Annotated in this window: 19 protein-coding genes and 1 tRNA gene; 9 read left to right on the forward strand and 11 right to left on the reverse strand. The window is 67.1% G+C overall.

The annotated features are described in order from the left end of the window. Nucleotides 1-92: 92 nt before the first annotated feature. From APQ99_RS12530 to dmsR, 4 genes are all read right to left on the reverse strand, one after another. Nucleotides 93-266 (reverse strand): hypothetical protein, encoded by a 174-nt coding sequence (locus tag APQ99_RS12530; protein WP_168731177.1) that lies wholly within the window; start codon nucleotides 264-266, stop codon nucleotides 93-95. Between the two features lie 62 nt (nucleotides 267-328). After that, nucleotides 329-2,239, reverse strand: coding sequence for a molybdopterin-dependent oxidoreductase (locus tag APQ99_RS05060; RefSeq protein WP_136361154.1), 1,911 nt, complete (start codon nucleotides 2,237-2,239; stop codon nucleotides 329-331). Beyond that, the gene (locus APQ99_RS05065) at nucleotides 2,232-2,471 is read right to left on the reverse strand and encodes a 4Fe-4S ferredoxin N-terminal domain-containing protein (protein WP_010902579.1); all 240 of its coding nucleotides are present in this window, start codon (nucleotides 2,469-2,471) and stop codon (nucleotides 2,232-2,234) included. Before APQ99_RS05065 ends, APQ99_RS05060 begins: the two co-directional genes overlap by 8 nt. An 80-nt stretch (nucleotides 2,472-2,551) precedes the next feature. Then, a complete protein-coding gene (gene dmsR / locus APQ99_RS05070) occupies nucleotides 2,552-3,226 on the reverse strand; it encodes a dimethyl sulfoxide reductase transcriptional activator DmsR (RefSeq protein ID WP_136361153.1) in 675 nt (224 codons plus the stop codon). Between the two features lie 145 nt (nucleotides 3,227-3,371). On the opposite strand from dmsR, the gene mobB reads away from it, so the two are divergent. From mobB to APQ99_RS05100, 6 genes are all read left to right on the forward strand, one after another. Continuing rightward, on the forward strand, nucleotides 3,372-3,818 hold the full coding sequence (mobB, locus tag APQ99_RS05075) for a molybdopterin-guanine dinucleotide biosynthesis protein B (protein WP_136361152.1): 447 nt from the start codon (nucleotides 3,372-3,374) through the stop codon (nucleotides 3,816-3,818). A gap of 79 nt (nucleotides 3,819-3,897) precedes the next feature. Further along, nucleotides 3,898-4,599 carry a molybdenum cofactor guanylyltransferase gene (locus tag APQ99_RS05080; RefSeq protein ID WP_136361151.1) on the forward strand — a complete coding sequence of 234 codons (702 nt, stop codon included), beginning with the start codon at nucleotides 3,898-3,900 and terminating at the stop codon, nucleotides 4,597-4,599. Nucleotides 4,600-4,662: 63 nt separating this feature from the next. Continuing rightward, on the forward strand, nucleotides 4,663-6,315 hold the full coding sequence (locus APQ99_RS05085; RefSeq protein WP_012289232.1) for a type II/IV secretion system ATPase subunit: 1,653 nt from the start codon (nucleotides 4,663-4,665) through the stop codon (nucleotides 6,313-6,315). Nucleotides 6,316-6,320: 5 nt separating this feature from the next. Further along, nucleotides 6,321-8,447: a type II secretion system F family protein gene (locus APQ99_RS05090; RefSeq protein ID WP_244289016.1), complete on the forward strand. Its 2,127-nt coding sequence runs from the start codon at nucleotides 6,321-6,323 to the stop codon at nucleotides 8,445-8,447. Further along, nucleotides 8,444-9,097: a class I SAM-dependent methyltransferase gene (locus APQ99_RS05095; protein WP_136361150.1), complete on the forward strand. Its 654-nt coding sequence runs from the start codon at nucleotides 8,444-8,446 to the stop codon at nucleotides 9,095-9,097. Before APQ99_RS05090 ends, APQ99_RS05095 begins: the two co-directional genes overlap by 4 nt. 53 nt (nucleotides 9,098-9,150) lie before the next feature. Continuing rightward, nucleotides 9,151-9,221, forward strand: a tRNA-Gly gene (locus APQ99_RS05100). 129 nt (nucleotides 9,222-9,350) lie between these two features. Here the strand turns inward: APQ99_RS05100 and APQ99_RS05105 are convergent. The 4 genes from APQ99_RS05105 to APQ99_RS05120 all read right to left on the reverse strand — a co-directional run bounded on the left by APQ99_RS05105 (nucleotide 9,351) and on the right by APQ99_RS05120 (nucleotide 15,688). Then, nucleotides 9,351-11,036, reverse strand: coding sequence for a PKD domain-containing protein (locus APQ99_RS05105; protein WP_136361149.1), 1,686 nt, complete (start codon nucleotides 11,034-11,036; stop codon nucleotides 9,351-9,353). Next, a complete protein-coding gene (locus APQ99_RS05110) occupies nucleotides 11,033-12,751 on the reverse strand; it encodes a glycosyl hydrolase family 18 protein (RefSeq protein ID WP_136361677.1) in 1,719 nt (572 codons plus the stop codon). Before APQ99_RS05110 ends, APQ99_RS05105 begins: the two co-directional genes overlap by 4 nt. Before the next feature lie 92 nt (nucleotides 12,752-12,843). After that, entirely contained in the window at nucleotides 12,844-14,484 is a 1,641-nt protein-coding gene (locus tag APQ99_RS05115; RefSeq protein WP_136361148.1) for a glycosyl hydrolase family 18 protein, read from the reverse strand. 193 nt (nucleotides 14,485-14,677) lie between these two features. Continuing rightward, nucleotides 14,678-15,688 carry an NADP-dependent oxidoreductase gene (locus APQ99_RS05120; protein WP_012289230.1) on the reverse strand — a complete coding sequence of 337 codons (1,011 nt, stop codon included), beginning with the start codon at nucleotides 15,686-15,688 and terminating at the stop codon, nucleotides 14,678-14,680. A 136-nt stretch (nucleotides 15,689-15,824) separates the two neighbouring features. On the opposite strand from APQ99_RS05120, the gene APQ99_RS05125 reads away from it, so the two are divergent. Next, the gene (locus APQ99_RS05125; RefSeq protein WP_136361147.1) at nucleotides 15,825-16,457 is read left to right on the forward strand and encodes an SDR family oxidoreductase; all 633 of its coding nucleotides are present in this window, start codon (nucleotides 15,825-15,827) and stop codon (nucleotides 16,455-16,457) included. Between the two features lie 19 nt (nucleotides 16,458-16,476). Here APQ99_RS05125 and APQ99_RS05130 read toward each other — a convergent pair whose 3' ends face one another. Both APQ99_RS05130 and htr18 read right to left on the reverse strand, forming a co-directional pair. After that, the gene (locus tag APQ99_RS05130) at nucleotides 16,477-17,727 is read right to left on the reverse strand and encodes an ABC transporter substrate-binding protein (protein ID WP_010902567.1); all 1,251 of its coding nucleotides are present in this window, start codon (nucleotides 17,725-17,727) and stop codon (nucleotides 16,477-16,479) included. Continuing rightward, complete coding sequence (gene htr18 / locus APQ99_RS05135) at nucleotides 17,724-20,174, reverse strand: chemotaxis signal transducer protein Htr18 (RefSeq protein WP_136361146.1); 2,451 nt, start codon at nucleotides 20,172-20,174, stop codon at nucleotides 17,724-17,726. The genes APQ99_RS05130 and htr18 overlap by 4 nt, the downstream gene beginning before the upstream one ends. 290 nt (nucleotides 20,175-20,464) lie before the next feature. Here htr18 and APQ99_RS05140 point away from each other — a divergent pair, with 290 nt between their 5' ends. Continuing rightward, on the forward strand, nucleotides 20,465-20,788 hold the full coding sequence (locus APQ99_RS05140; protein WP_227970920.1) for a DUF7853 family protein: 324 nt from the start codon (nucleotides 20,465-20,467) through the stop codon (nucleotides 20,786-20,788). Here the strand turns inward: APQ99_RS05140 and APQ99_RS05145 are convergent, their stop codons facing one another. After that, complete coding sequence (locus tag APQ99_RS05145; RefSeq protein WP_148265493.1) at nucleotides 20,789-21,346, reverse strand: hypothetical protein; 558 nt, start codon at nucleotides 21,344-21,346, stop codon at nucleotides 20,789-20,791. A 112-nt stretch (nucleotides 21,347-21,458) separates the two neighbouring features. On the opposite strand from APQ99_RS05145, the gene APQ99_RS05150 reads away from it, so the two are divergent. Next, nucleotides 21,459-22,820, forward strand: coding sequence for an NAD-dependent succinate-semialdehyde dehydrogenase (locus tag APQ99_RS05150; RefSeq protein WP_136361144.1), 1,362 nt, complete (start codon nucleotides 21,459-21,461; stop codon nucleotides 22,818-22,820). Nucleotides 22,821-22,920: the final 100 nt, after the last annotated feature.

Here is a 22,920-nt window from a genome sequence, read left to right on the forward strand (position 1 = left end):
CTAGGGTGTCATAGAACGATTCACAAGGGTTAGTTTCAGGCCATATGTATCGAATCACCCGCTAAGTGGGATTGCGGATTGAGCGAATTCGCCTACTCAGTATCCATGAATACACCAATAGTTCCGAGGAATCCGGACGCGAAAACCGTGAGCCCGACAACTGGATTGAAGTAGTGAGCAATAGCGAGACCAAGTAAACTGACCTGTGTACCCAAAATCATCATCTGCGTCCCGAGACGGTTGATATCGGCATCAGACTTCGGCACAGAAAAACAATAAAAAGGAGCCATGTTAAATATTGATAGAGCGTCAGTCTGTACTTAGCGATTCAACGAGAGCGTAGCAGCAGTATGGGAACTGTTCTATGACACCCTCTGTCATAGTCAATTCGGTCGTCGTTTGCAACGATCCGTTTGATGGCCTCTGTTTTGTCATGAACGAACTCGTCGCCGTAGCCAAGTCGTTTTGCCAATTGAACGATTATCCAGTAGTCATCTTTCGCTTCCCAGAGTGGCTCATGTACCGGCTGCCGGTAGTTTACGTGTGGATGGTTCGAACCACTGATGATGTCCTCTCTGGTGAACCAGTGGTTGGCTGGGAGAACGATGTCTGCATGTTGAACAGTTGGTGTGTGGTGCATGTCCGCAACCGCGATGAGATCCAGATTATCCGCCGCGTCAAGCCACCGCTTCCGGTTAGGCATCTGGTTGGCCAGGAAATTCGACGCCTGACTATACATCATCTTGATCTGGTAGGGGTCGCCAGACTCCATTGCCGTGATGATGTCCGACTGTTTTAGCGAGGTGGTTCCTGGCGCGCTATCACCAACTTCAAAGAAGTCTCCCGGGTTGTATCCACTTCCACTCGGATGTGAGGCATGGATCGTCCCGTGACGCCCGTAGTCACCCGTAAGGCTGAGCAGCGTAGCGTATGCCTGACCGAACACGTGTCCATACTTGTACCGGTCCGGGCCATATCCGGATGCAATCCCGCCAGGACCACGTGTGGCGAGCCATTGGACTGCGGTCCGGATATCCGTCGCTTGGAGCCCCGCACGTTCGGCGACCGCTTCAGCCGGGTACTCGGCGGCTTTCCGTTCCAGCGCTGTTAAACCAGTGTGCGTATTCACACCGTTAGTCGTGTATCGTCCGAAGAGCGCGTAGTTACCGTATGTTTCCGGGAGTAGCGGGACGGGTTCGTTGGTTTCTGCATCGATTGCGACTGGTGTCTCGGCGTCGCCGTCAGGGAAGACGTCTGCAGTTTTGACTAAGTCACCCGTGTTTTCGTTGACCAATGCGGGACCTAGCGTTCGCTTGCGGAGGAACGACGAATCATACAGTTCCTGGTCAAGAACAGTATGTATCATCGACATCGCCACGTGGGCGTCCTTGCCCGGTCGGATCGGCAGCCAAAGATCCGCTTTCGAGGCTGTGCCAGTGTACACTGGATCGACAACAACGAGCTTTGCCCCGCTCTCGATGGCGTCTAGCAGTATCGATGCGTCCTGCTGGAGGTTGCTGGCGAAGATGTCCGACCCCCAGACGATGACCGTGTTCGCGTTCTGCCAGTCCTCCCCGAAGTTCGTTTCGGCGTTAAAAAGCCCGGATCCAGTAACTCTTCGAAATCCCAGACCCGTGTTGATATCGATCGACCAGCTCTTCTGAGTCCCACCAAACAGGTCCGAGAGCTGTGACTGCATGGGGCCACTAAGCCCGCTGTCCCCGGATCCCGTCTCGAAGTAGACGCTTTTGGGGCTATATTGGTCACGGATGGTCGTCATCTTCTGGGCGATCTTTTCCAGTGCCTCGTCCCAGCTGATTCGCTCGAACTCCGCCTCATTGCCCCGCTTCGTTGGCTGTGGGTCTTTTAGCGACCAGCTGGAACGCTGCATTGGGTATTTCAGGCGTGTCGAATTGTAAACGCGCTGTGTGTGTGACAGCCCTAGCAGACAACCACGTTTGTACCGCTCATCCGCTGGGATGTTCGGCTGTACTTTCTTTATCTGGCCGTCTCGTACGAACGCTCGAAGAGTGCATTTCCCCCGGCAGTTCGGCGAGCAGGCGGTTTTGACGACCTGATCCTCGCCGAGGAAGCTCGTGACGGCGTCCCCAGCCGTGTCGGAGTCGTCGGCCTCCTGGAGCGTCGACAGCAGACCGCCGCCGCCGCTCAGCCCGACTGCGGCGACCGCGCCCGACTTGAGAACGTCCCGCCGGGTGGCGTTGAGGTCGGTGTCACTCATCGAAGTCCTCCGGTTCCGTGGGGCGGTCGTCGCACCCGAACTCCGCGGTCACTCTGTCGTGGTAGCGCTCGTGGAACGTGGCCTCGGAGAGGTCGCCGTTGGCGACGCGGATCGCGTCCGCGGCCATCTCCTTGCCGAGTTGTGCGTCGTAGCCACAGTCCGCGAGCATCGAGTCGGCCGTTTCCTCCCAGTCCGGAATCGGCTCGTGTGCGTCCGGCGTGTTGGGGGCCATACAGCTAGCCGTAGCGTTCCGGCGGGCATGGTGGTGGTGCTAAATAATTGCGGCCTTTATCTGTGGCAGTCGGGGCGGCGTCACGGCGCGGAGTCGGCTGACTGTTGGGCTTCGGTGAACGCACTCGTGGCGAGCTTGGACTCGACGGCGCTCAACCGCTGTGAAACCGCCGACTTGGAGATGCCAAGCGCCGTCGCGAGATCCGACAGGTCGGCACCCCGCGGCGTGGCGTAGTAGCCTTTGGCGACCGCCGCCGCCGCGGCCTCGCGCTGTTTGTCGGTGAGCTTGAAGAGATCGAGGGTCACGTGCGTGTGTGAGTCGCCCGACTGGTCGTCGGCGGCGAGCCGCGTCAGGTGGGTCAGCGAGACGGTGTTCGCGACCGCCTTGAGATCCGCCACGAGGTCCGTGAGCGTCGTGCGGTCGGCGAGATACGTTTCGACGGTGATGGTGTCGGCGGCGACGGCCGTGATCTGGGGGACGCAACCGTGATCGCTGAACACGCAACACAGGCAGCTCTCGGTGGTCTGGGTTGCGACGTGCATCACGTCGGATCGGTCGGCGTCCGGGCACGCCGGCGCGACAGTGACGTCGGCGTGGCAGTCGTCGCCGGTGTACTGGTGGCGGACGGCAGTGACCTCGCCGTCGATCTCTTCGAGGGGGCATGCGGCCGCATCGGAGAGCGCCACGTCGAGCACGACGCGCAGACGGCGCCGTGATCTGTCGGTGTTCGGCTGGCTGGCTGTGCGCTCTGACATACCGCGTGTTTGCGGGTGGCCGGTAAAGTACCGCGCGGCTGTTCCTACAGGGCTGGAACGACGCCGCGGCCGGCAACTCGGCGCGCACAGACCCACCGGCGCGAACAGCGCAGCGTTCTTGGGCGCTGGGCCGGACCGGTCCCGTATGCAGGTACTCGCCGTCGTGGGACCGTCGGATTCGGGGAAGACGACCGTTGTGGCGCGCCTGGCCGAGCGACTCGCCGCCCGGGGACCCGTCGCCACGGTCAAACACCTCACCCACGAGCCCGACATCGACACCGAGGGAAAGGACACGGCGCGCCATCGGGCCGGCGGCGCGTCCCGGACGATCGGGCTCACCGACGACGGCTCGTGGTTCGGAACCGGTGACAGCCGCGACCTCTCGGCTGTCCTCGGGAGTTTCGCGCCCACACACGACTACGCCCTGGTGGAGGGGTTCAGCGGCAGCGCCCTCCCGAAAGTCGTGCTCGGCGGCCGGGACGCGGCCGCGCCAGTGGCCGTGACCGCGGCGAGCGCCGACGCGCTGGACCTGGACGCGGCTGTGGCCGCGATCACGGATCCGGCGGCGGCCTACGAGCCCCACGAGCAGTAGCGTCGGCCGGCGGCGGGCGCGCTCCAAGGGCGTGGGATTCGGCGGGACGGTTTTCAGCGACCAGTGTGGACCGACACCCATGGTGATGGGCAGCGCGGCCGGGGGGCGGGCGGGGATCGTTCTCGCTGGGGGTCGCTCCACCCGTTTCGGGGATCGCGAGAAGGCGTTGGCCACGCTCGGGGGCCGCCCACTGCTCTGGCACGTCGTTGCGCGCCTCGGGACGGTGGTCGACAGTGTGGTGGTGAACTGCCGGCGCGACCAGCGCGCGGCGTTCCGGGCGGCGGTCACGACCACGGACACCGACGTGGCCTTCGCGGTCGATCCGGATCCCGGGCAGGGTCCGGCGGCGGGACTTTCGACGGCGCTGAACGCGGTTGGGGAGCCGGTCGTGGCGGTCACGGCGTGTGACATGCCGTTCATCGACCCCGCGTTTTTCGCGTGGCTGTGTGACCGGCGCGCCGACGCGGGCTGCGCCGGTGCAGTGCCCGTCGTTGATGGACACCCACAAGTCACGCACAGCGTGCTGGCCGCGGCCCCCACGCGGGTGGCTGTCGACGCCGCGGCGGCGGCCGGGAACCGGAGCCTGAGTGGCGTGGTCGCTCGGCTGCCGGTCACGCACGTTCCGGCGGCGCAGACACGCCACCGGACGGCACGCCACAGCTTCATGGACGTGGATACGCCGGCCGAACTGGCTGCGGCCCGGGAGCGCCACCGCGCCCCACGCGCCGTCGATCGCGCGCACGGCCCCGGTGAGACCGGTGTTTCGAACGCGGGTGACTGAGATGCGTGCCACAGCGCCGGACAGCTTTTTATGGTCACACGACTGAACGCTCCAGTAGGAGCGATGGCTGGGGATCTCTTCGCGGGCCTGGATGGCGGGTTTGATGCGCTACAGCGGCGCGCGAGCCGGATCGTCGAGGTGTTGCGCGGAACCGCCGTCGACGTTCCGCCGTACGACCCACAGGCCCACGGCCCGCTGGTCGAGTTTGACGGGGTGGCGGACTACGAGGAGGTCGACCGGTACTGGGTCAACGCCCCCTACGCGTTCGTGTTCATCGGGTTCGACGCCGAATCCGACACCCACTACTATCACGTCGTGGAGCCACACCTGGATGACTTCGAGCAGACGGTGTTGGACCAGCTCTACGACGACATCCGGGACGCGCTCATCTACGATGCCACCACCGATCCCGACGACCGCGAGGCGGTCCTGATCGCGCAGATGCAACGCCTCCTCTCGGAGTACAGCATCGACGTGACGCCGAACGCGTTCCACCGGCTGTTTTACTACTTACACCGCACCTTCGAGGGGTTCGAGAAGCTCGACCCCGTGATGCAGGACCCCCACATCGAGGACGTGTCGTGCGACGGCTACGGGCTGCCGCTGTTCGTCTACCACACCGACTACACGGACATCGAGACCAACATCACCTACGAGCAACAGGAGTTGGACAGCTTCGTCGTGCGCCTCGCCCAGCAGTCCGGCCGCCACATCTCCATCGGCGATCCGGTCACCGAAACCACCCTGCCGGACGGATCGCGCGCCGAGCTCGCGCTCGGCGAGGAGGTCACCCCGAGGGGGTCGGCGTTCACCATCCGGAAGTACAGCGAGGAGCCGTTCACGCCCGCAACCCTGGTCGACTACGACACGTTCAGCCTCGACCAGATGGCGTACCTCTGGCTGGCCATCGAATCCAACAAGAGCCTGCTTTTCGCGGGCGGTACCGCCTCGGGGAAGACCACGTCGATGAACGCCGTGTCGATGTTCGTGCCGCCGCGGGCGAAGATCCTCACCATCGAGGACACCCGCGAGCTTGCGCTGTACCACGACAACTGGCTGTCGTCGGTGACCCGGGGGGCGGACGGCGGCGGCGGAGACACCATCACGATGTACGATCTGCTGCGGTCGGCGCTCCGCCACCGCCCCGAGTACATCATCGTCGGCGAGGTGCGCGGCGAGGAAGCGATGACGCTGTTCCAGGCGATGAACACGGGCCACACGACGTATTCGACGATGCACGCCGACAGCGTGCAGACGGTCATCAACCGCCTCGAAAACGACCCCATCAACGTCCCGCGGGCGATGATCCAGAGCCTGGATATCCTGTGCGTGCAGACGCTCACGCACGTCGGTGACGAGCGCGTTCGCCGCAGCAGCGTGATCGCGGAGATCGAGGGGATCGACCAGCGCACCGGCGACCTCGATTACTCCACGGCGTTCGAATGGGACCCCACGCGCGACGACTTCGAGCAGCGCGACTCGAACGTCCTCGACGAGATCCAGGACGAGCGCGGGTGGTCGCGAAGCGACCTGCTCCGGGAGCTCAGGAACCGCAAGCGCGTCCTCCAGTATCTCGTCGAGCAGGACGTGACCGACTACCGCCGGTTCACGGCCCTGATCAACGAGTACTACGCGCAGCCCGAGCGCGTGGTCGCCCGCGTCACCGACGCGCTCGATTCGGACGTCGCGGCCGCCGCGCCGGGGGTCGTGGAGTGATCACGGTGGCGGTGTGGCTGCTGCCGCTGGCCGCGGTGCTGGCAGTCGACTGCGTGGTCGGCGCGGCCGCCATCACCGGCGCGAACCGCGTCGATCGCGTGCTCTCCCGGGTGGGGCGTGCGGCGTTCGGTGGGCTGGCCCGAGACCGCGAGCGCGCCAACCCCGAGCAGGTCGCGGCGCTCCAGGGTGCCCACGTCGCCCAGACGTACCGGACGTACGCCGCCCGCACGTACCTGTTCGCGACGCTCGCCGCGCTCACTGCCAGCATCCTGGGCGTGTATCTCGTTGCCGGCGTGCTCGTGTTCCTGGGCGGAGCGTCCGCCGGGGTCCGCAGCCAGTTCCCGGGGCCCGTGCGCGGCCTGTTCGTCGATAGCGTCGCCGCGTTCTCGCCGGGCGTGCTGTTCGGTGCGTTCGTCCTGTCGGGCGCAACGGTCGGCGTCGTCGCGGCCTACGGGACGTACACGGCACGCTGGCTGCGGCCGCGGTATGCGGCCGGCGAGCGCGCGCGCCGGATCGACGCGTCGATGGAGCGCACCGTGGCGTTCATGTACGCGCTGTCGCGCAGCGGCATGCCGCTGTCCGAGGTGTTGCGGATCCTGGCGCGCAACCAGCCCGTGTACGGGGCGGCGGCCGAGGAGATGGCGGTCGCGGTCACGGACATCGACAACTACGGCGCGGACATCATCACGGCCCTCGAACGGGTGGGGACTCGCACGCCGAGCGACGACCTCGCGGAGTTCACCGAGAACCTCGGGAGCATCCTCCAGTCCGGCAGCGACCTGCCGGCGTTCCTCAAACAGGAGTACGAGTATTACGCCGAGGAGGCCGAAGCCACCCAGTCGCAGTTCCTCGAGTTGCTGGCGACGCTGGCAGAGGCGTACGTGACGGTGCTGGTCGCCGGGCCGCTGTTCTTGATCACGATTCTGGTGGTGATCGGGCTCACGCTCGGCGGAACGCTCGGGTTCCTTCGACTGACCGCGTTCGTGCTGGTGCCCGGCGCGACGGCCGGGTTCGCGGTCTACCTGGACTCGATCACGGACGCGACGGTGGGCGGTCCCGGCGACGAGCAGTCCGTGGGCGGCGAGCAGTCCCGGTTCCAGTCGATCCCGTCGCCGTCGGCGGCGCTGTGTCCCGACGGCGGCGCTGACGCGGCCGTGGCACCGCTCGGATCGTCGCCGGAGAACCGCGCTCGGTTCGCGATCTCCGAGCGCCTGCGGCCGGTGTTGTACCGCCTCCGGAACCCCCTCACGGTGGTCCTGGAGACGCCGACGCTGCTGTTCTGGGTGAGCTGTCCGATCGCGGCCGTGTACCTCGGCAGCCAGTGGTGGGCACCACTGAGTGCGGGCGTGTTCGCGCCGGCCGCGTACGACGACGCGCTCGTGCATGCGACCGTGTTCGTCGTCGGGACGTTCGCCGTGGCATACGAGACGGCACGGCGACGGCGGAAAGCGATCGAAGCGGAGGTGCCGGACTTCCTGGATCGGTTCGCGTCCACGAACGAGGCGGGGATGGCCGCCGTCGAGAGCTTCGGGCGCACCGTTGATGGGGATCTGGGCGCGCTCACGCAGGAACTCGAACGCACGTGGGCGGACATCCAGTGGGGGGCCCGCATCGAGCACGCGCTCACGCGGTTCCGGGACCGCGTGAACACGCCGGCCGTCTCGCGGGTCGTGGCGCTGACGACGAACGCGATGGCCGCCAGCGGCAACCTCGGGCCGGTGCTCAGGATCGCCGCCAACGAAGCCACCGCCAGCCGGCGCTTGGAGCGGGACCGCCGCAACGAACTGCTCACGTACGTCGTCGTGATCTACGTGTCGTTTTTCGTGTTCATCGCGATCATCGTCGCCCTCGACACCATCTTCATTCCGAACATCCCCACCGGCGCGGCGACGCAGGCCGGGAGTGGCGCGAGCAGCGCCGTCGATAGCGGTGCGTTCTCGCAGTCGGCCGGCCAGCTCACGGCCGCCAAGAAGGCCGCCTACAGCACGGTGTTTTTCCACACCAGCCTGGTGCAGGCGGTCTGCTCGGGGCTCGTGGCCGGCCAGATGGGGGCCGGATCGGTGAAAGCGGGCGCGAAACACGCCACCGTGATGCTGGTGGTTGCGTACACGACGTTTCTACTCCTGGGATGACAGACACACCACACGCCGCCGACCGCGACGTACAGCGGACGTACAACCGGATCGCCAGCCACTTCGCGAAGACCCGCGAATACCCGTGGCCGGAGGTCGAGTCGTTCCTGGACGAGGAGTGTGCGGCGCCGGCGGTGGCGCTCGACCTCGGCTGCGGGAACGGACGCCACGCCGAGTTGCTCGCCGCGCAGGCCGCCGACGTGGTCTGCGTGGACGCCAGCACGGGGCTGCTCTCGGAGGCCCGCGACCGCGCGGCGGCCAACGGCTTCGACGCGACACTGGTCGCCGGCGACGCCGCCTGCGTTCCCGTTGCGTCGGGCACGGTGGACATCGCGGTGTACGTTGCGACGCTGCACCACCTCCGAGACCGGGACGCTCGCGTGGCCAGCCTCACCGAACTCGCGCGCGTGCTGGCCCCCGAGGGCACCGCGTTGGTGTCCGCCTGGAGCACTGCCCACGACCGCTTCGACGCCACCACCGGCTTCGACACGACCGTGGACTGGACGCTCCCCGGCGGTGAGACGGTGCCGCGGTTCTACCACGTCTACGACCCCGACGAGTTCGACGCCGACCTCGCGGCCAGCGACCTCCGTGTGGTGTCCTCAACCGTCTCCAGTGGCAACTGTTACGCGGTCGTTGCGCCGGCGTGACGCTGGCGGCGAAGGGAAACACCCATAAACGACGGCTGGAAAGCAGTGGGTGCGCGCCGGTAGTCTAGTGGTAGGACCTGAGCCTTCCAAGCTCATGGCCCGGGTTCAAATCCCGGTCGGCGCATTTCTGTCGAACGGAGTGCGACGAAACGCGTCGGGGAATCTGTACCCTGCGAGTCGCAGCCCGCGCAGCGCTGCGAGCCGGAACGCCTCGCATCGGTTCAAATCCCGGTCGGCGCATTCCTCGCGGTCGTCAGTTGCCGACGCGGTTGTACAGCTCGATGGCGTCCACAACGTCGTCGTTGCGGTCCATGTCGGTCTCCAACTCGACGTGGGCGGTGTCCGCGATCATGTCGACGGCGCGCTGGCGTTTCGCTGCCGTGTCGAATTTGTCCGCCAGCGGTTCACCGACGCTGACCTCAAGCGACCAGTACTGGTTGGGGTAGGCGGTGCGCATGTTGTACGGGGAGTCGTGGTACGCCAGCCGGACGGCGTACGCCGACAGCGACGACGCGACGTCCGAGTAGGCGTCGGGCACTCGCTTGTCGGGCAGCGTGATCTCGATGATGTCGCGCTGGGGGTGGCCGTATCCCGGCCGGGGGCGCTGCTCGTTGTTGTACGCGCCCGCGGACATCGTCTTCCCGAAGTTCGAGGGGCCGAGCCACCAGACGACCGCGCCGTCGAGGTGGTACGGCACGGGGCTGGTGTTCTTGAACAGCAACACCTGGTACCAGAACCAGCTGTCGCCGTGGATCTCCGTGGACAGCTCCATGGGCGCGGTGGCGGTGAACCCGTCGCCGCCGAGGGAATCGCCGGTCACCGGGTGGGTGTTGTTCTGGAGCGTGTCGAGGAGCGCGCTGTCGTAGTTGTCGAGATACGTGAAGTCGTCGCTCCACGCCGGATCGGTTTTGGCCTGCAGGTAGACGCGGTCGCGTTCTTCGACTTCGGCGTCCGCCTCGCCGCGGGCGTCCGTCGGCCACTGGGTCTGACAGAACACGTCGGGGTCGTTTGTCGCCGCGACCGGGCCGCCGGTTTCGTCCCAGGCGGCGGCCCGGCCGCTGCCCTGGAAGGTGGGTGGCTCCGTCTCGTCGGGCAACAGCATGAGCCGCGGCAGCAGTTGTGCGATGGCGTGATCCGGGACCTCGGTGTCCGCGCTGCGGAACGACTGCGCCCAGTCGAGGGCCTGGCTGCCGAGCGCGCCGAACGGCAGCGAGCCGTCCCGGACGGTGTTCCGGATGGCGTCCAAGTCCACGTTGAACGCCGCGGCCTTCTCGGCGTCCGTCCAGTTCACCGTGGCGCGCTCGACGCTGGCGACGCCGCCGCCAGCGCCGTTCTCGCCGGGCATGAAATCCAGGAACACGTCCGGAATGTGGCGCTCCTGGTAGGACGGCAGGAACTCCGCGAGCGTCGTGTCCGCGGTGAGCGCGGCGTCTTCGCCGTCGGTGACCGTGATCGTGGTGTCGGCGGACGCGGTGTCGCCGTCCGCACCGGTGACCGTGAGCGACACCGTCACCGAGCCGGCCGCAGCGAACGTGACCGTCGGCGTGGGGCCGGTGACGTCGTCCTGGTCGGGAAGCGTCCACTCGTAGCCGTCGATGTCGCCGGTCGACGCCGAGGCGTCGAGCGTGACTGACTCGCCGACCGACGGTGACGACGGACGCACCGTGATGGCGGCCGCGAGGGAGCCGTCACCATCGCCGTCGTCGACGGGGCGAAGCTGGTTCCACGGCCCCCACTCGTCGCTGCCCGGTTCGTCGCCTTTCGTCCACCACTTGGCCGCCCAGACGTAGCCGTCGAAGGTGACCTCGTCGCCCTCGGTGTACGCCGTGTCGGGATCCCACGCGGGTGGGCTGTCCGATGCCGCCGTTGCCGATGCGCTCGCGCCCAGCAGCGCGCCGACCGTGAGCGCGCCGCGCTGGATGTAGGTGCGTCGGTTCATGGTGTGTGTTGATTGATCGTTTCGAGTAGCGTGCCGTCGTAGTCCTGTGAGAGCTCCCAGATCATCACGCCGCCGAGGTCTTCGGCGACCGCCAACTCGACTTTCGCAGCGATCGAAGTCGGGTCGTCGTAGCTGATGAACACGCCCTCGCTGTCGTTCCAGAGGTAGGGGACCCCGCCCTGCTCGTTGCGCTGTTTGGTCCAGGCGTCGGCGCCCTCGTAGTTCGCGGCGAGGTCGCCGTAGTCGAACGCCCCCGTGTTGGCGTCGTCGGGGCCGCGGAGGTCGTTCCACGTGCCCGGCGGGATCACGTCGTTCTGGTACTTGGGGTCGCCTTGCTGCCACTCCGACAGCGAGAACGTGTCCCAGATGCCGTTCTCAACGTTGCAGCCGCGGCCGTAGAACGGCATCCCCAACACGAGCGTGCCGGGATCGTCGACGGGGTCACCGTGGTCCTCCCACTCCATCCAGTCCACCCAGTAGCCTTGCTCCTTCCAGATCGTGAGTGTCGTTTCCAGGGTGTACTGTTGGGCGTCCCCGGACGGCGGGTAGTCCGGGGGCGTCCCGTAGATCGGCGCGTTCAGCCCGGCGGTGCCGTGCCAGACGCCCGTGAAGTCGTACGCCATCATGTAGATGTCGTCGACCACGGCGGCGACCTCGCGGTGGTTGATCAGCGCGGCGTTCCAGTCCGACCCGCCGTTGGCGACCGAGAGGTCGTACGTGCGGCCGTCCTCGACCTCGGCGTCGTTGAGGCGGTCCCGAACGGTCTCCAGGAGCGCGACGTGGTTCGCGGGTCCCTGGGCGCTGCCGCACTCGCATTTCCCGCGGCGCGGCCCCGGGTGTTCCCAGTCGACGTCGATGCCGTCGAAGTCGTAGGTGCGCATGAGGTCGACGGCGGTGGTGGCGAAGCGCTCCCTGCTGGCCTGGTCGGCGGCGGCGTCCTCGAAGCCCGGGGACAACCCCCAGCCGCCGATCGAGAGCTTCAGCCTGGTGTCGGCGGCCCGGTCCTGCTTGAGGCTGGCGAACGACGCCAGCAGCGACTCGTGGTCCACGTCGCTGTCGGGGAGCACCACGGTGCCGTCGGGCTGCACGTCCAGGAAGGCGTACAGCACGTCGGTGACCTGGTCGAAGGGCACGTCGGCCGGGTAGAAGTCGTAGTCGTCGGTCCCCTTCCAGCTGGGGTAGTAGCCGACGACTTTGAACTCGTCGTCGCCGGGCGACGTGGTGGCGGTGATCTGCTGTGTCGCCGTGTCTGTGGTGCCGTCGCCGGTGGTGACGGTGAGCTCGATGGTGTACTCGCCGGCGGCGTCGTAGGTGTGGGAGGCCGTGACGCCGGCTGCAGTGGTGCCGTCGCCGAACGCCCACTCGTAGCTGTCGACGCTCCCGGTGGTGTCGCTGGCGTCGACGGTCACGGCGGTGCCCGGCTCCACCGTGGTGTCGGTGACCGTGAACGCGGCCGTGGGGCCGCCCGGCGACCCGTCGACGGGGCGGCGTTGGGTCCACGGCCCCCACTCGTCGGCACCGGGTTTGTCGCCTTTCGTCCACCATTTGGCTTCCCAGACGTAGCCGTCGAAGGTCGCCTTATCGCCGTCCGTATAGACGGTGTCGGGATCCCACTCGGGCGGGGTGTCGGCGGCCGATGTTGGTGTGCTCGCCGCGAGCAGCGATGCGATGACTGCTGATGACGTGCGGAGGTAGCTGCGTCTATCGTGGGGCATGCATTGGGGGGTGCGCGCGGAGCCGGTGGCGGCCACCACGGCGGTGGGTCGCCGCCAGCGCGTCCGTGTTCGGGGGGCGATGCATCGTATCGCTACTGCCAGGCGTCCCGGACGGTGTCCAGGAGGACTTCGTTTTTGTCGCCGGAGAACGTCCAGAACATCATCCCGCCGATGTCGTGCTGGGCGGCGTAGGCGGTTTTGGCCTCGACCGACCGGGGGCTGTCGTAGCTCACGAGCACGTTCTTCGACGGCGAGTACAACCACGGCACCTTCGCGGTGTCGTCCCAGAACGTCTCGTAGTCGCTGCTCGGGGCGAGGTTCTGGGTGATGTCCCAGTACTCCTTGATGCCGTTGTCCTGTCCCCACGTTCCGTCCGGCGTGCCGTCGAAGGGCTGGTAGAGGCCGTTGTTGTCGCTGCTGGCGACGTTCCCGAAGCTGCGCCCGTAGAACGGCAGGCCAAGCGACAGCTGGGCGGGGTCGAAGGCCGTATCCAGCCAGAAGGACATCGACGCGTCCACGTAGAACTCGTCGGCGTTCGGCGACGGATCGGCTTCGGTGCCGTACAGCGGTGCTTGGTGGTTGGTGTAGTCGTTGAACGCGCCGTGGTAGTCGTAGGTCATGACGTTCAGGAAGTCAAGCGCCTCGGCGTTGGCCGCGTGGTCCAGCCCGGTGTTCTTCTCCGGGTCGGCGGACAGCGCGGTTGTTAGCTGGTAGCGCTTGCCGTCCTCGTCCTCGGCGACGTCGAGCTTCTCGCGGACGGTCTGGAGGAGTTCCGTGTACCGCTGTTTGTCGCCGTCGCGAACGACGTTGCCGGAGTTCCCGCCGCCGCCGGGGTACTCCCAGTCGATGTCCAGGCCGTCGAAGTTGTGGGTGCGCATGATCTCGATGGCGGTGTCCGCGAACCGCTCGCGGCTGGCCTGCGACTGGGCGGCGTTCGAGAAGTACGTCGAATCGTTCCAGCCGCCGATGGAGAACAGGAACGCCGTGTCGGGGTCGTCGACGAGGTCGTCGAAGCCGGTGTGGTCGTGCCAGGATTTCGGTTCGAGCACGCGCATCGCGGCGTTCTCCTGGATGTAGTCCACGGCCCCGTCCTCGCGGACGGTGAGGAACGCGTAGTTGACGTGTGTGACCTTATCCAGGGGGATGTCGCCCGGGAAGTAGTCGCGGTCCCACTGTGCCCACTGCATGTAGTAGCCGACGACGCGCCCGTCAGCGGGCGCACCGCCGTCGGCGACCAGCAGCGTCGCCGATGTCGTGTCGATGGTGCCGTCGCCGGTGGTGACAGTGAGCTCGATGGTGTACTCGCCGGCGGCGTCGTAGGTGTGGGAGGCCGTGACGCCGGACGCGGTGGTGCCGTCGCCGAACGCCCACTCGTAGCTGTCGACATCGCCGACGGTGTTGCTGGCGTCGACGGTCACGGTGGTTTCGGGCTCGATCACTGATTCGCTGGTGGTGAACGATGCGGTCGGCCCGCCGGGATCGGTGGGGCTGTCGTCGACGGGGCGAAGCTGGTTCCACGGCCCCCACTCGTCGGCACCGGGTTTGTCGCCTTTCGTCCACCATTTGGCTTCCCAGACGTAGCCGTCGAAGGTCGCCTGGTCGCCGTCAGTGTAGACGGTGTCGGGGTCCCATTCGGGTGGGGTGTCGGCGGCCGATGTTGGTGTGCTCGCCGCGAGCAGCGATGCGATGACTGCTGATGACGTGCGGAGGTAGCTGCGTCTATCGTGGGGCATGTGTGAGGCGTGTCGGCCACGCCCGCAGGGGCGGGTCCTGTGCTGCGTGGCCGCGTGTCATCGCTACGCGGGGTCCGCCCTAATCAGTTTTTGCCACACAGTGACTTATAATAAATAATACGTTCGGGCGTTGGGTATAACGCCCGGCTTGACCCAACGAGGGCCGTCGATGCCGACCGGCTGACGGCTGGTGTTACTCCGAGACGCCGACGACCTGCTTGCCGATGTTGTCCCCGGAGAACAGCCCGAGGAACGCGTCCGGCGCGTTTTCGAGCCCGGAGACGACCGTCTCACGGTGCTCGATGTCGCCGGCCGCGACCCACTGCCCGAGCTGTTCGCTGGCTTCGCCGAACCGGGTGGCGAAGTCCCCAACGAGCAGCCCCTGGACTTTCGCGCGGGGCGCGATGAGCTGGGGGAGCTTCCGCGGTCCCGTCGGCACGTCCTCGTTGTTGTAGTGTGCGATCTGCCCACAGACGGCGACGCGCGCGTCGACGTTCAGTTTCGTGAACACCGCGTCGCTGATCGGGCCGCCGACGTTGTCGAAGTAGACGTCGACCCCGTCGGGGGCGGCGTCATCGAGGGCGGCGCTGTAGTCGTCGACCTGCTTGTAGTTGATCCCGGCGTCGAAGCCGAGGTCCTCGGTGAGCCAGTCGACTTTCTCCTCGGAGCCGGCGAACCCGACCACGCGGCAGCCGTTGTGCTTCGCGATCTGGCCGACCACGGAGCCGACTGCGCCCGCCGCGCCGGAGACGACCACCGTGTCCCCGGGCTTCGGGGCGCCGACCTCAAGCAGGCCGAAGTAGGCGGTGCGGCCGGGCATCCCGAGCACGCCGAGGTACGCCGGCAGATCCGCGACCGACGGGTCGACCGGCGCGACGTTGGCGGCGTCGAGGAGGCTGTAGTCCGCCCAGGTGCCGTTGCCGGACACCAGGTCGCCGGCCTCGTAGGCGTCGCTCTCGCTTTCCACGACTTCCCCAACGACGCCGCCGCTGAGGGGTTCGCCGACCGTCCACGGGTCCGCGTACGAATCGGAGTCCCGCATCCGACCGCGCATGTACGGGTCGACGGAGAGATACCGAACGCGCACCAGCAGTTCGCCGTGGCGGGGCTCGGGAACGTCGCGCTCGCGGAGTTCGAAGCTGTCCATGTCGGGTTCGCCTTCGGGTCGCTCGGCGAACACCCACTCGCGGGAAGTGTCTCGCATACAATCATCAACAACCCCCAGGGGGAGGGTAGTTACGCTTCCAGCAGCGCCTTCCGGTGTGCGCGAGCGCGCACCGAGAACAGGCACGCCTGGCAGGCACCCGTAGGTATTCACCGCAGCACGGTCATGCATCCGTATGGACGTACTCGTTGCTGGCGCGCACGGACGTGTCGGCCAACACCTCACGGAACGACTCGCTGACGACGGCCACCACGTCCGCGGAATGATTCGGGACCCCGCACAGACCGACACCATCGACGGGCTGGGTGCCACCCCCGTCGTCGCGGATCTGACCGACGACGTGGCGGACGCGGTCGCGGGCTGCGACGGCGTGGTGTTTGCGGCCGGGTCCCGCGGGGAGGCGCTCGACGCGGTCGACCGGGACGGCGCGATTCGGCTGCTGTCGGCGGCCGAAGACGCCGCCGTCGACCGCTTCGTGATGCTCAGCTCGATGGGAGCCGACGACCCGTCCCGGGGCCCGGACGACCTCCGATCGTACCTGGCGGCGAAAGCCGACGCCGACGCCCGCCTCCGGGAGAGCCCCGTAGCGCACACGATCGTGCGCCCGGGCAGCCTGACCACCGACGCGGGCACCGGGCGTGTGACGGTCGCGGACACACTGGACCCGGCGGCCGGCTCGATCCCCTGTGCCGACGTGGCGCAGACGCTGGCGGCGGCGCTCACCGCGCCGGCGGCCCGCGACACGACGTTCGAAGTGCTGGCCGGCGACACCCCCGTCGCGGAGGCGGTTGCGTCCGTGGGCGATTGAGCACCGCGCCGACGGGCGCTCAGCCGGTCGCTTCGGCTTTGGCGTCCTCCCAGACGGAGACGAGCCGGTCCAAGTCGGGCACGCCGGTGTAGAACCGCGACTTGTCGATGATGTCCTGGAGGTCGTCGATCCGCAACACCGTCCGCTGTCGCCGGTTGAGCCGGTCGATCGAGGACTGATGGGGCACCACGTTGGTTCCGCCGACCGTCGGCCACATCAGGTTCTTCGCGGTGATGCCGTGTTGCATGTACGCCAAGTAGTTGGTGGACACGCTGGGGTGGCTGCCTTTCAGCATCGTCGTGGTCTCCACCCAGATCACGCCGCCCTCGTCGGGAACCCTGGCTTCGTACTCGAAGCGCCCGCCGCGCCGGAGGCTGCCGTTGATCCAGTTCCCGGAGACGAACGCGATGTCGATGTCGCCGGCCGCCAGCGCCGTGTTCAGCGACCCCACGTCGGCGTAGACGCCGGCCGCGTTCTCGAACAGCGCGACCGTCGCCTCCCGGATCCGCTCGACCTCGGCGTCGGTGTGGGTCGCGTACGGGTCGATGCCCTCCCGCAGCATCACGATCTGCACCCCCCAGAACGGGAGGTCGTAGACGCCGACGTCGTACTCGTCGGCCCACGCCGCGTCGTAGCTGCGGGCGTCCGACTCGCTGACGACGTCGGTGTTGAGCGCGAACGACGCCCACCCGAACCGCTGGGGGACGCCGTACAGCTGGCCGTCGGCGTCGAAGTTGTAGTCCTCATCGAGGAACGCGAACTCGTAGCCGTTCTCGCGCTGGAACAGGTCGGTGTACTTGTCGAACGTGTACGGTTTCCACGCCTCGTAGTCGAGGGGACGAATCAGGCCGGCTTCAGCCAGGTCCGGGAGCCACGCCATGTCGAACGTGGCGTGATCGAACTCCCGCCAGGCCCCGTCGTCTAAGCGGTTGAACGCGTCCAGGTTGGACGTGAACAGGTCGACCCCGGTCTGGCAGTCGAACTTCTTCTCGAAGGGACGCTGGACGTTGGCGGCCTCGTAGCCGCTCCACGTGAGGTGGCGGATCGTCTCGCCGGACGACTGGGTGTTGTCGGCGCTGTACAGCCTGTCGTCGGGTGCGGCCGGCACCGCTGCCAGCTCCGCGTCCCGCCACGCGCCGTCGTCGCCGGTGCTCGCGTCCCCGCCGTCGTCGAGTCCGCCCATGCAGCCGGCAAGCGCCGTCGTGGCGGCCGCACTGAGCGCGGCCGTTTTGACGTACTGGCGCCGGGAGAGATCAGTGTGGTCTGTCATGTGTCGTGGTGTGTCGCGTCTCGTGAGTGGTCAGTGCTGGCGGATCGAACGAACGCGCCAGTGGTGTTCTCCGCGCCGCCGTCGGCCACGGCGTGGTCCTCCCGAACGGTGAAATCCGAGAGCAACTCGTAGAGGTCCGTGGACTGATCGGAGAGGTCTTGGATCCGGTTGGTGACCTCCGTGAGGGAGGCCGTCTGTTCTTCTGCCGCGGCGGCGGCGTCCTCGGCTCTGGCGGTGGTGTCGTCGCTGATCGAGCCGACCTCGTCGACCATCGTCACGACCTCCTCGGTGGTCGTTGCCTGTTCGTCGGTCGCGGTGTTGATCGTCTGCACGCCACCGTTGGCCTCCTCGATGCGTTCGACGATCGTGTCGATCGTCTCGACGGTGTCCGTGACTGTCGACTTCCCCTCCGAGAGCCGGTCGCCCATCTCCTGCATGTCCGTGACCGCGTCGGTGGTCGAGTCCTGAACGTCGGCGATCAGCGACTCGATCTCCTGGGTGGCTTCGGTCGTCTCCTTGGACAGGGATTTGATCTCGTCGGCGACGACCGCGAACCCTTCGCCGGCCTCGCCCGCGCGGGCTGCCTCGATCGACGCGTTGAGCGCGAGCATGCTGGTCTGCTCGGCGATGTCGTCGATGAGCGTGACGATCTCCCCGATCTCGGTCATCTCGTCGTCTAGGGCTTCCATCTCGGCGATGGTGCGTTTGGCCTGCTCGTCGACGGCGTTCATCTCCTCGATGGCGTCCTGGGACCGGGCCCGACCCGACTGGCCGACGGAGACGGCGTCGTTGGATTTGGCCGCGACCTCGTCCGAGGAGGACGCGATCTCCTCGATGGTGGCAGAGAGGTCCGTCATTTCGTCGGACACGTCCTGCACGATGCCGTTCTGCTGGCGGGCGTCCGCGGACATCTCCTGGACGGACTCGCTGACCTGGCCGCTGGCGCGCTTGACCTCCTCGGCGCTCGTGGTGATGTGGTCGCTTGACTCGGCGACGTCCTTCGAGAAGCGCTGGATCCGGTGTATCGTGCCTTCCAGCTCCTCCAAGAGGCTGTTGAGGGCAGTCGCGATGGCCGCCATGGACTCGTGGTCGGTGTCCGTCTCAAGGCGCTGCGTGAGGTCGCCATCGGCGGCGTGTTCGACGGTTTCCCGGATGTCTTGGGCCTGTGATTCGAGGGCTGCCGCGAGCGCTTCGGCGTCTTCGCGGGACTGTTCGGCTTCCTTGCGGGACTGCTCGGCGGTCTCCTGGGCGTCTTCGAGGTCCGCGATCGCGGTTTCGAGATCCCAGTGCATCGTCTCCAGGGATTCGCCCAGGCGGCCGGGGACCGATTTGTCGAGCGCGTCCGCGTCGAAGTCCTGCTCGGCGAGGGCGTCGGCCTGCCCCGCCACGGTCTGGAGGTACTCTTGGATGTCGCGGAACGAGCGCTTGAGATCCCCGACTTCGTCGATGCGAGTCGTCTCTTCGATCGCGGTGTCGATGTCCCCGGCCGCGATCGCCTCCGCGCAGTCGGACATGTCCGTGAGCGCGGTCAGCGCGTCCCGACCGATCACGAGCACGAGCGCGCCGAGGCCGGCGACCGCGGTGACGATGAGCACGACGATGTTACGCTGTACGTCGCCTTCGAGCGCGTACGCGTTCGACGTGGGGGCGTGCTTGAGGAGCACCCAGTCGGTGCCTTCGACTTTCGCGTGGCCCACGAGCAACCCGTCCCGGGTTTCGATGCCGCTGTTCGTGGTGAGTCCCGTTGCGATGACTGGTGCGTCCCGGCCGGCACCGTACGCGCTGCTGATCGCCGACTCGTCGGCCGCGATCTGGACCGTTCCCTTGATGTCGACGACCTGCGTGTAGCTGCCGTCGATGTTCCGGCTGAACGCCTCGCCGCGGGTCTCGACGCTGTGGAAGACGAACACGGCGTTGTCGGAGCCGGGCTGCTTGCTGGCGAACGCCATGACGGGGGTGCCGCGGTAGTTGAACACGCTCGATGTGATGACGTCACCGCCCCCGTAGAAGCTGAGGCCTTCGCCGCGCCAGGGGATGGAGTACGACGTGTACGTGTCGCCCTCGACGGCGGCGTCGGTCGAGGCCCGGATGGTGTCCGTCGAGAGGTTCACGTAGTGGAGCGCTGCGGCGGTCTCTGTGAGCCCCGAGATCCGCGTGGAGAGGACCTCTGATTTGTCGGCTTGGGGGGCGGACTGGATTGCGTTGTCCTGTGAGAGGTACTGCGTTGCCGATCGCTGGCGACCGATCCATTCTTCGAGTGCTTCGGCTTCCTGTTCGGTGCTTGTGAGCAGTTCCGTGTCGCGTTGCTCGGTGACTTGTGTGGAGACTGCTTGTGTCGTGAATACGCCGACGCCGACGAGGACGAGCATGATGGTGACGATGACCACTGCCGCTTTTCGCAGCAGACTCGTCCGTATCGCTGTCGGAACGTACGTGCCCAGCGCCATAGTTGTGTTATGTGTTCACACACGTAAAGACCCTTCTCCGGGATCAGCAGAACCTGTCCGCTACCGCCGACTGAGGCCATAAAAAGCCGTTGCCGTGGTCAGTGCTCGACGTGATCTGGCCCACTGACGAACCACTGTGTCGGGGTGCACCTGGCTGGTAGCCCGCCATCCGTGCGCTTTCGGCGAGACACTCACCGGATGGTAACGTGGTTTCGTACGGTATGCCATATGTTTACATACCTCATGCCCCATGTATGTACTGTCGGCACCCCAACTGGAGGTCACGCACAATGTCCACCGAATCCAACGACACATCCGAGACGGCGTTCGAGTTCAGCCTTCCCGAGCAGTGGGCGCTTCACAGTGCTGTCCGCAGCCACACCAAAGACGCCCTCGACGAGAGCAGCAGACTCCCGTACCCGGCGGTCGAACTCGCCATCCTCGGGCGCATCGAGGACGGCGAGTTCACGTTCACGGCCTTCGAGTGCAGGCGACTCGCTGCCCTCCTCTCGCAGTACGCCACGCACGACCAGACGCCACGGATCGACCACGACCCCGCGCGCGCCATCGCCGGGCAGCTGCGCGACCACTGCCAGCCGCCGCGCCACCGGTGATCACGACTGCGCGTCGTCGCCGCTGCACGCGAAAATTTCTTCGCGATCAGCCAGAAACGACGACACACCATCGAACGCGTCGATCTCCGAGAGGTGGGCGTACGCCCCGCGGTGGTCGTGCAGCAACTCGAGCTCCGCCAGCCGGCGCTGCACCGGCGTGATCACGTCGGCGAGACGCTTGTGGCCGGGGTTGTGATCTACCGTGTCGCCGGCCGGCTCGAACGCAACGCGCTCGGTCGCCGTGATGTAGACCGTGCCGTCGCGGTGGCTGCCCCGCACCGCGTAGGTGAACGGGTTGCTGCCCAACGGGCGTCGGTACACCGCCCGGAGCCGGTAGTCCGTCGCGCCGTCAACGCTGACGTGGCCGTTGAAGCGGAGCCGCAACACCGCCTCCGTCAGCTCGTACTCGAATCGCAGCTTCGCCACGGCGGCGTCCTCCCCGAAATACGTCTTCACGCGGTTCGCGCTGTACAGCTGCTCGCCCCCGCGCTGGTACGGGCGCGACACTGCAGCCGCCGCCGCGCCGATCCGGTGGCGAGTCAACCCCCCTTGAGTCACGACCCCGGATATGCGTGACGGGGATAAAAGTTTGGCGTCGAAACGGAGGCCGCCCACCCTGGGTGGTGGCTGGTGCAGAAGGCGCAAACCCGTCGGGAAACAACGCCACCACATGGACGACATCAACCCCGCAACCGGGGCCCGGATCGACACCTACGAGACGGACACTGCTGCCGACATCGAGGCCGCGCTCGCCCGCGCCGCGGACGCCGCCGACGACTGGCGGGACCGCCCGATCCGGGAGCGCGAGCGCCACGTCGCGGCCGCAGGGGACGTGCTCCGGGAGAACACACAGACGTACGCCGAGTTGATCACCGCGGAGATGGGGAAGCCGATCACGCAGGCCCGCGCGGAGATCGAGAAGTGTGCGGCGGTCTGTGACCATTACGCGACGCACGCCAGCGCGTACCTCCAGCCCGACGGCCACCCGAGCCCCGCCGGCGCGGACGTGCAGACCGTCTACGAGCCCCTCGGGCCGGTGCTGGCGGTGATGCCGTGGAACTTCCCGTTCTGGCAGGTGTTCCGGTTCGCCGCGCCGGCGCTCGCGGCGGGCAACGTCGCGCTCCTGAAACACGCCTCGAACGTGCCCGGGTGTGCGGAAGCCATCGCGGACGTCTTCGAGGCGGCGGGGCTGCCGGCGGGCGTGTTCCAGACGCTGCTCGTCGGCGCGGACGCCGTCGAGGACGTGATTCGGGACGACCGGGTGCGCGCCGCGACGCTCACCGGGAGCGAGCCCGCAGGCAGCGCGGTCGCCGCGACCGCCGGCGAGACACTCAAGAAGACCGTGCTCGAACTCGGGGGCAGTGACCCGTTCGTGGTGCTCGACGACGCCGACGTGGCGGCGGCCGCGGCCAGCGGCGCGTGGGCGCGCACCCTCAACAGCGGGCAGTCCTGCATCGCGGCCAAGCGGTTCATCGTTCACACGGACGTCTACGAGGCGTTCCGCGACGCGTTCGTCTCCGAGATCGACTCACTCACCGTGGGCGATCCGACGCGCGAGGAGACCGATGTCGGCCCGCAGGCCAGCGCCGCTGGGCTGGACACCATCCACGAGCAGGTGCGGGCGTCCGTGGACGCGGGCGCGACCGTGGTGACCGGCGGCCAGCCCAGTGACCGCGAGGGCGCGTTCTACGAGCCGACGGTGCTCACCGACGTGCCGGCGGGCTGTCCCGCCGACACCGAGGAGCTGTTCGGGCCGGTGGCGGCGGTCTTCGAGGTGCCCGACGAGGCGGCGGCGATCGCGAAGGCCAACGCCACGGCGTTTGGACTCGGGGCCAGCGTGTGGACGGCCGACCGGGATCGCGGCCGCCGGGTCGCCCGCGCCATGGACGCCGGCTGCGCGTACGTGAACCAGCCGGTGACCTCCGACCCCCGAGTTCCGTTCGGCGGGATCGGACGCTCCGGGTACGGCCGCGAGCTGGCCGGTGCGGGCATCCGGGCGTTCGTCAACCGGAAGACGCTGTGGGTGGAGTGAGTCGCCGGTCCGGGCCCGGCGCGCAAATGGCCACAACAATCATGAAGACGACGTGGCCCCGTGAGTCATGCGCTTATCCGTGCGCCGTCAGGCGTTTTCA

It is taken from the genome of Halobacterium salinarum DSM 3754 (assembly GCF_008124605.1).
In the GTDB taxonomy this organism is placed as follows: Archaea; Halobacteriota; Halobacteria; order Halobacteriales; family Halobacteriaceae; genus Halobacterium; species Halobacterium salinarum.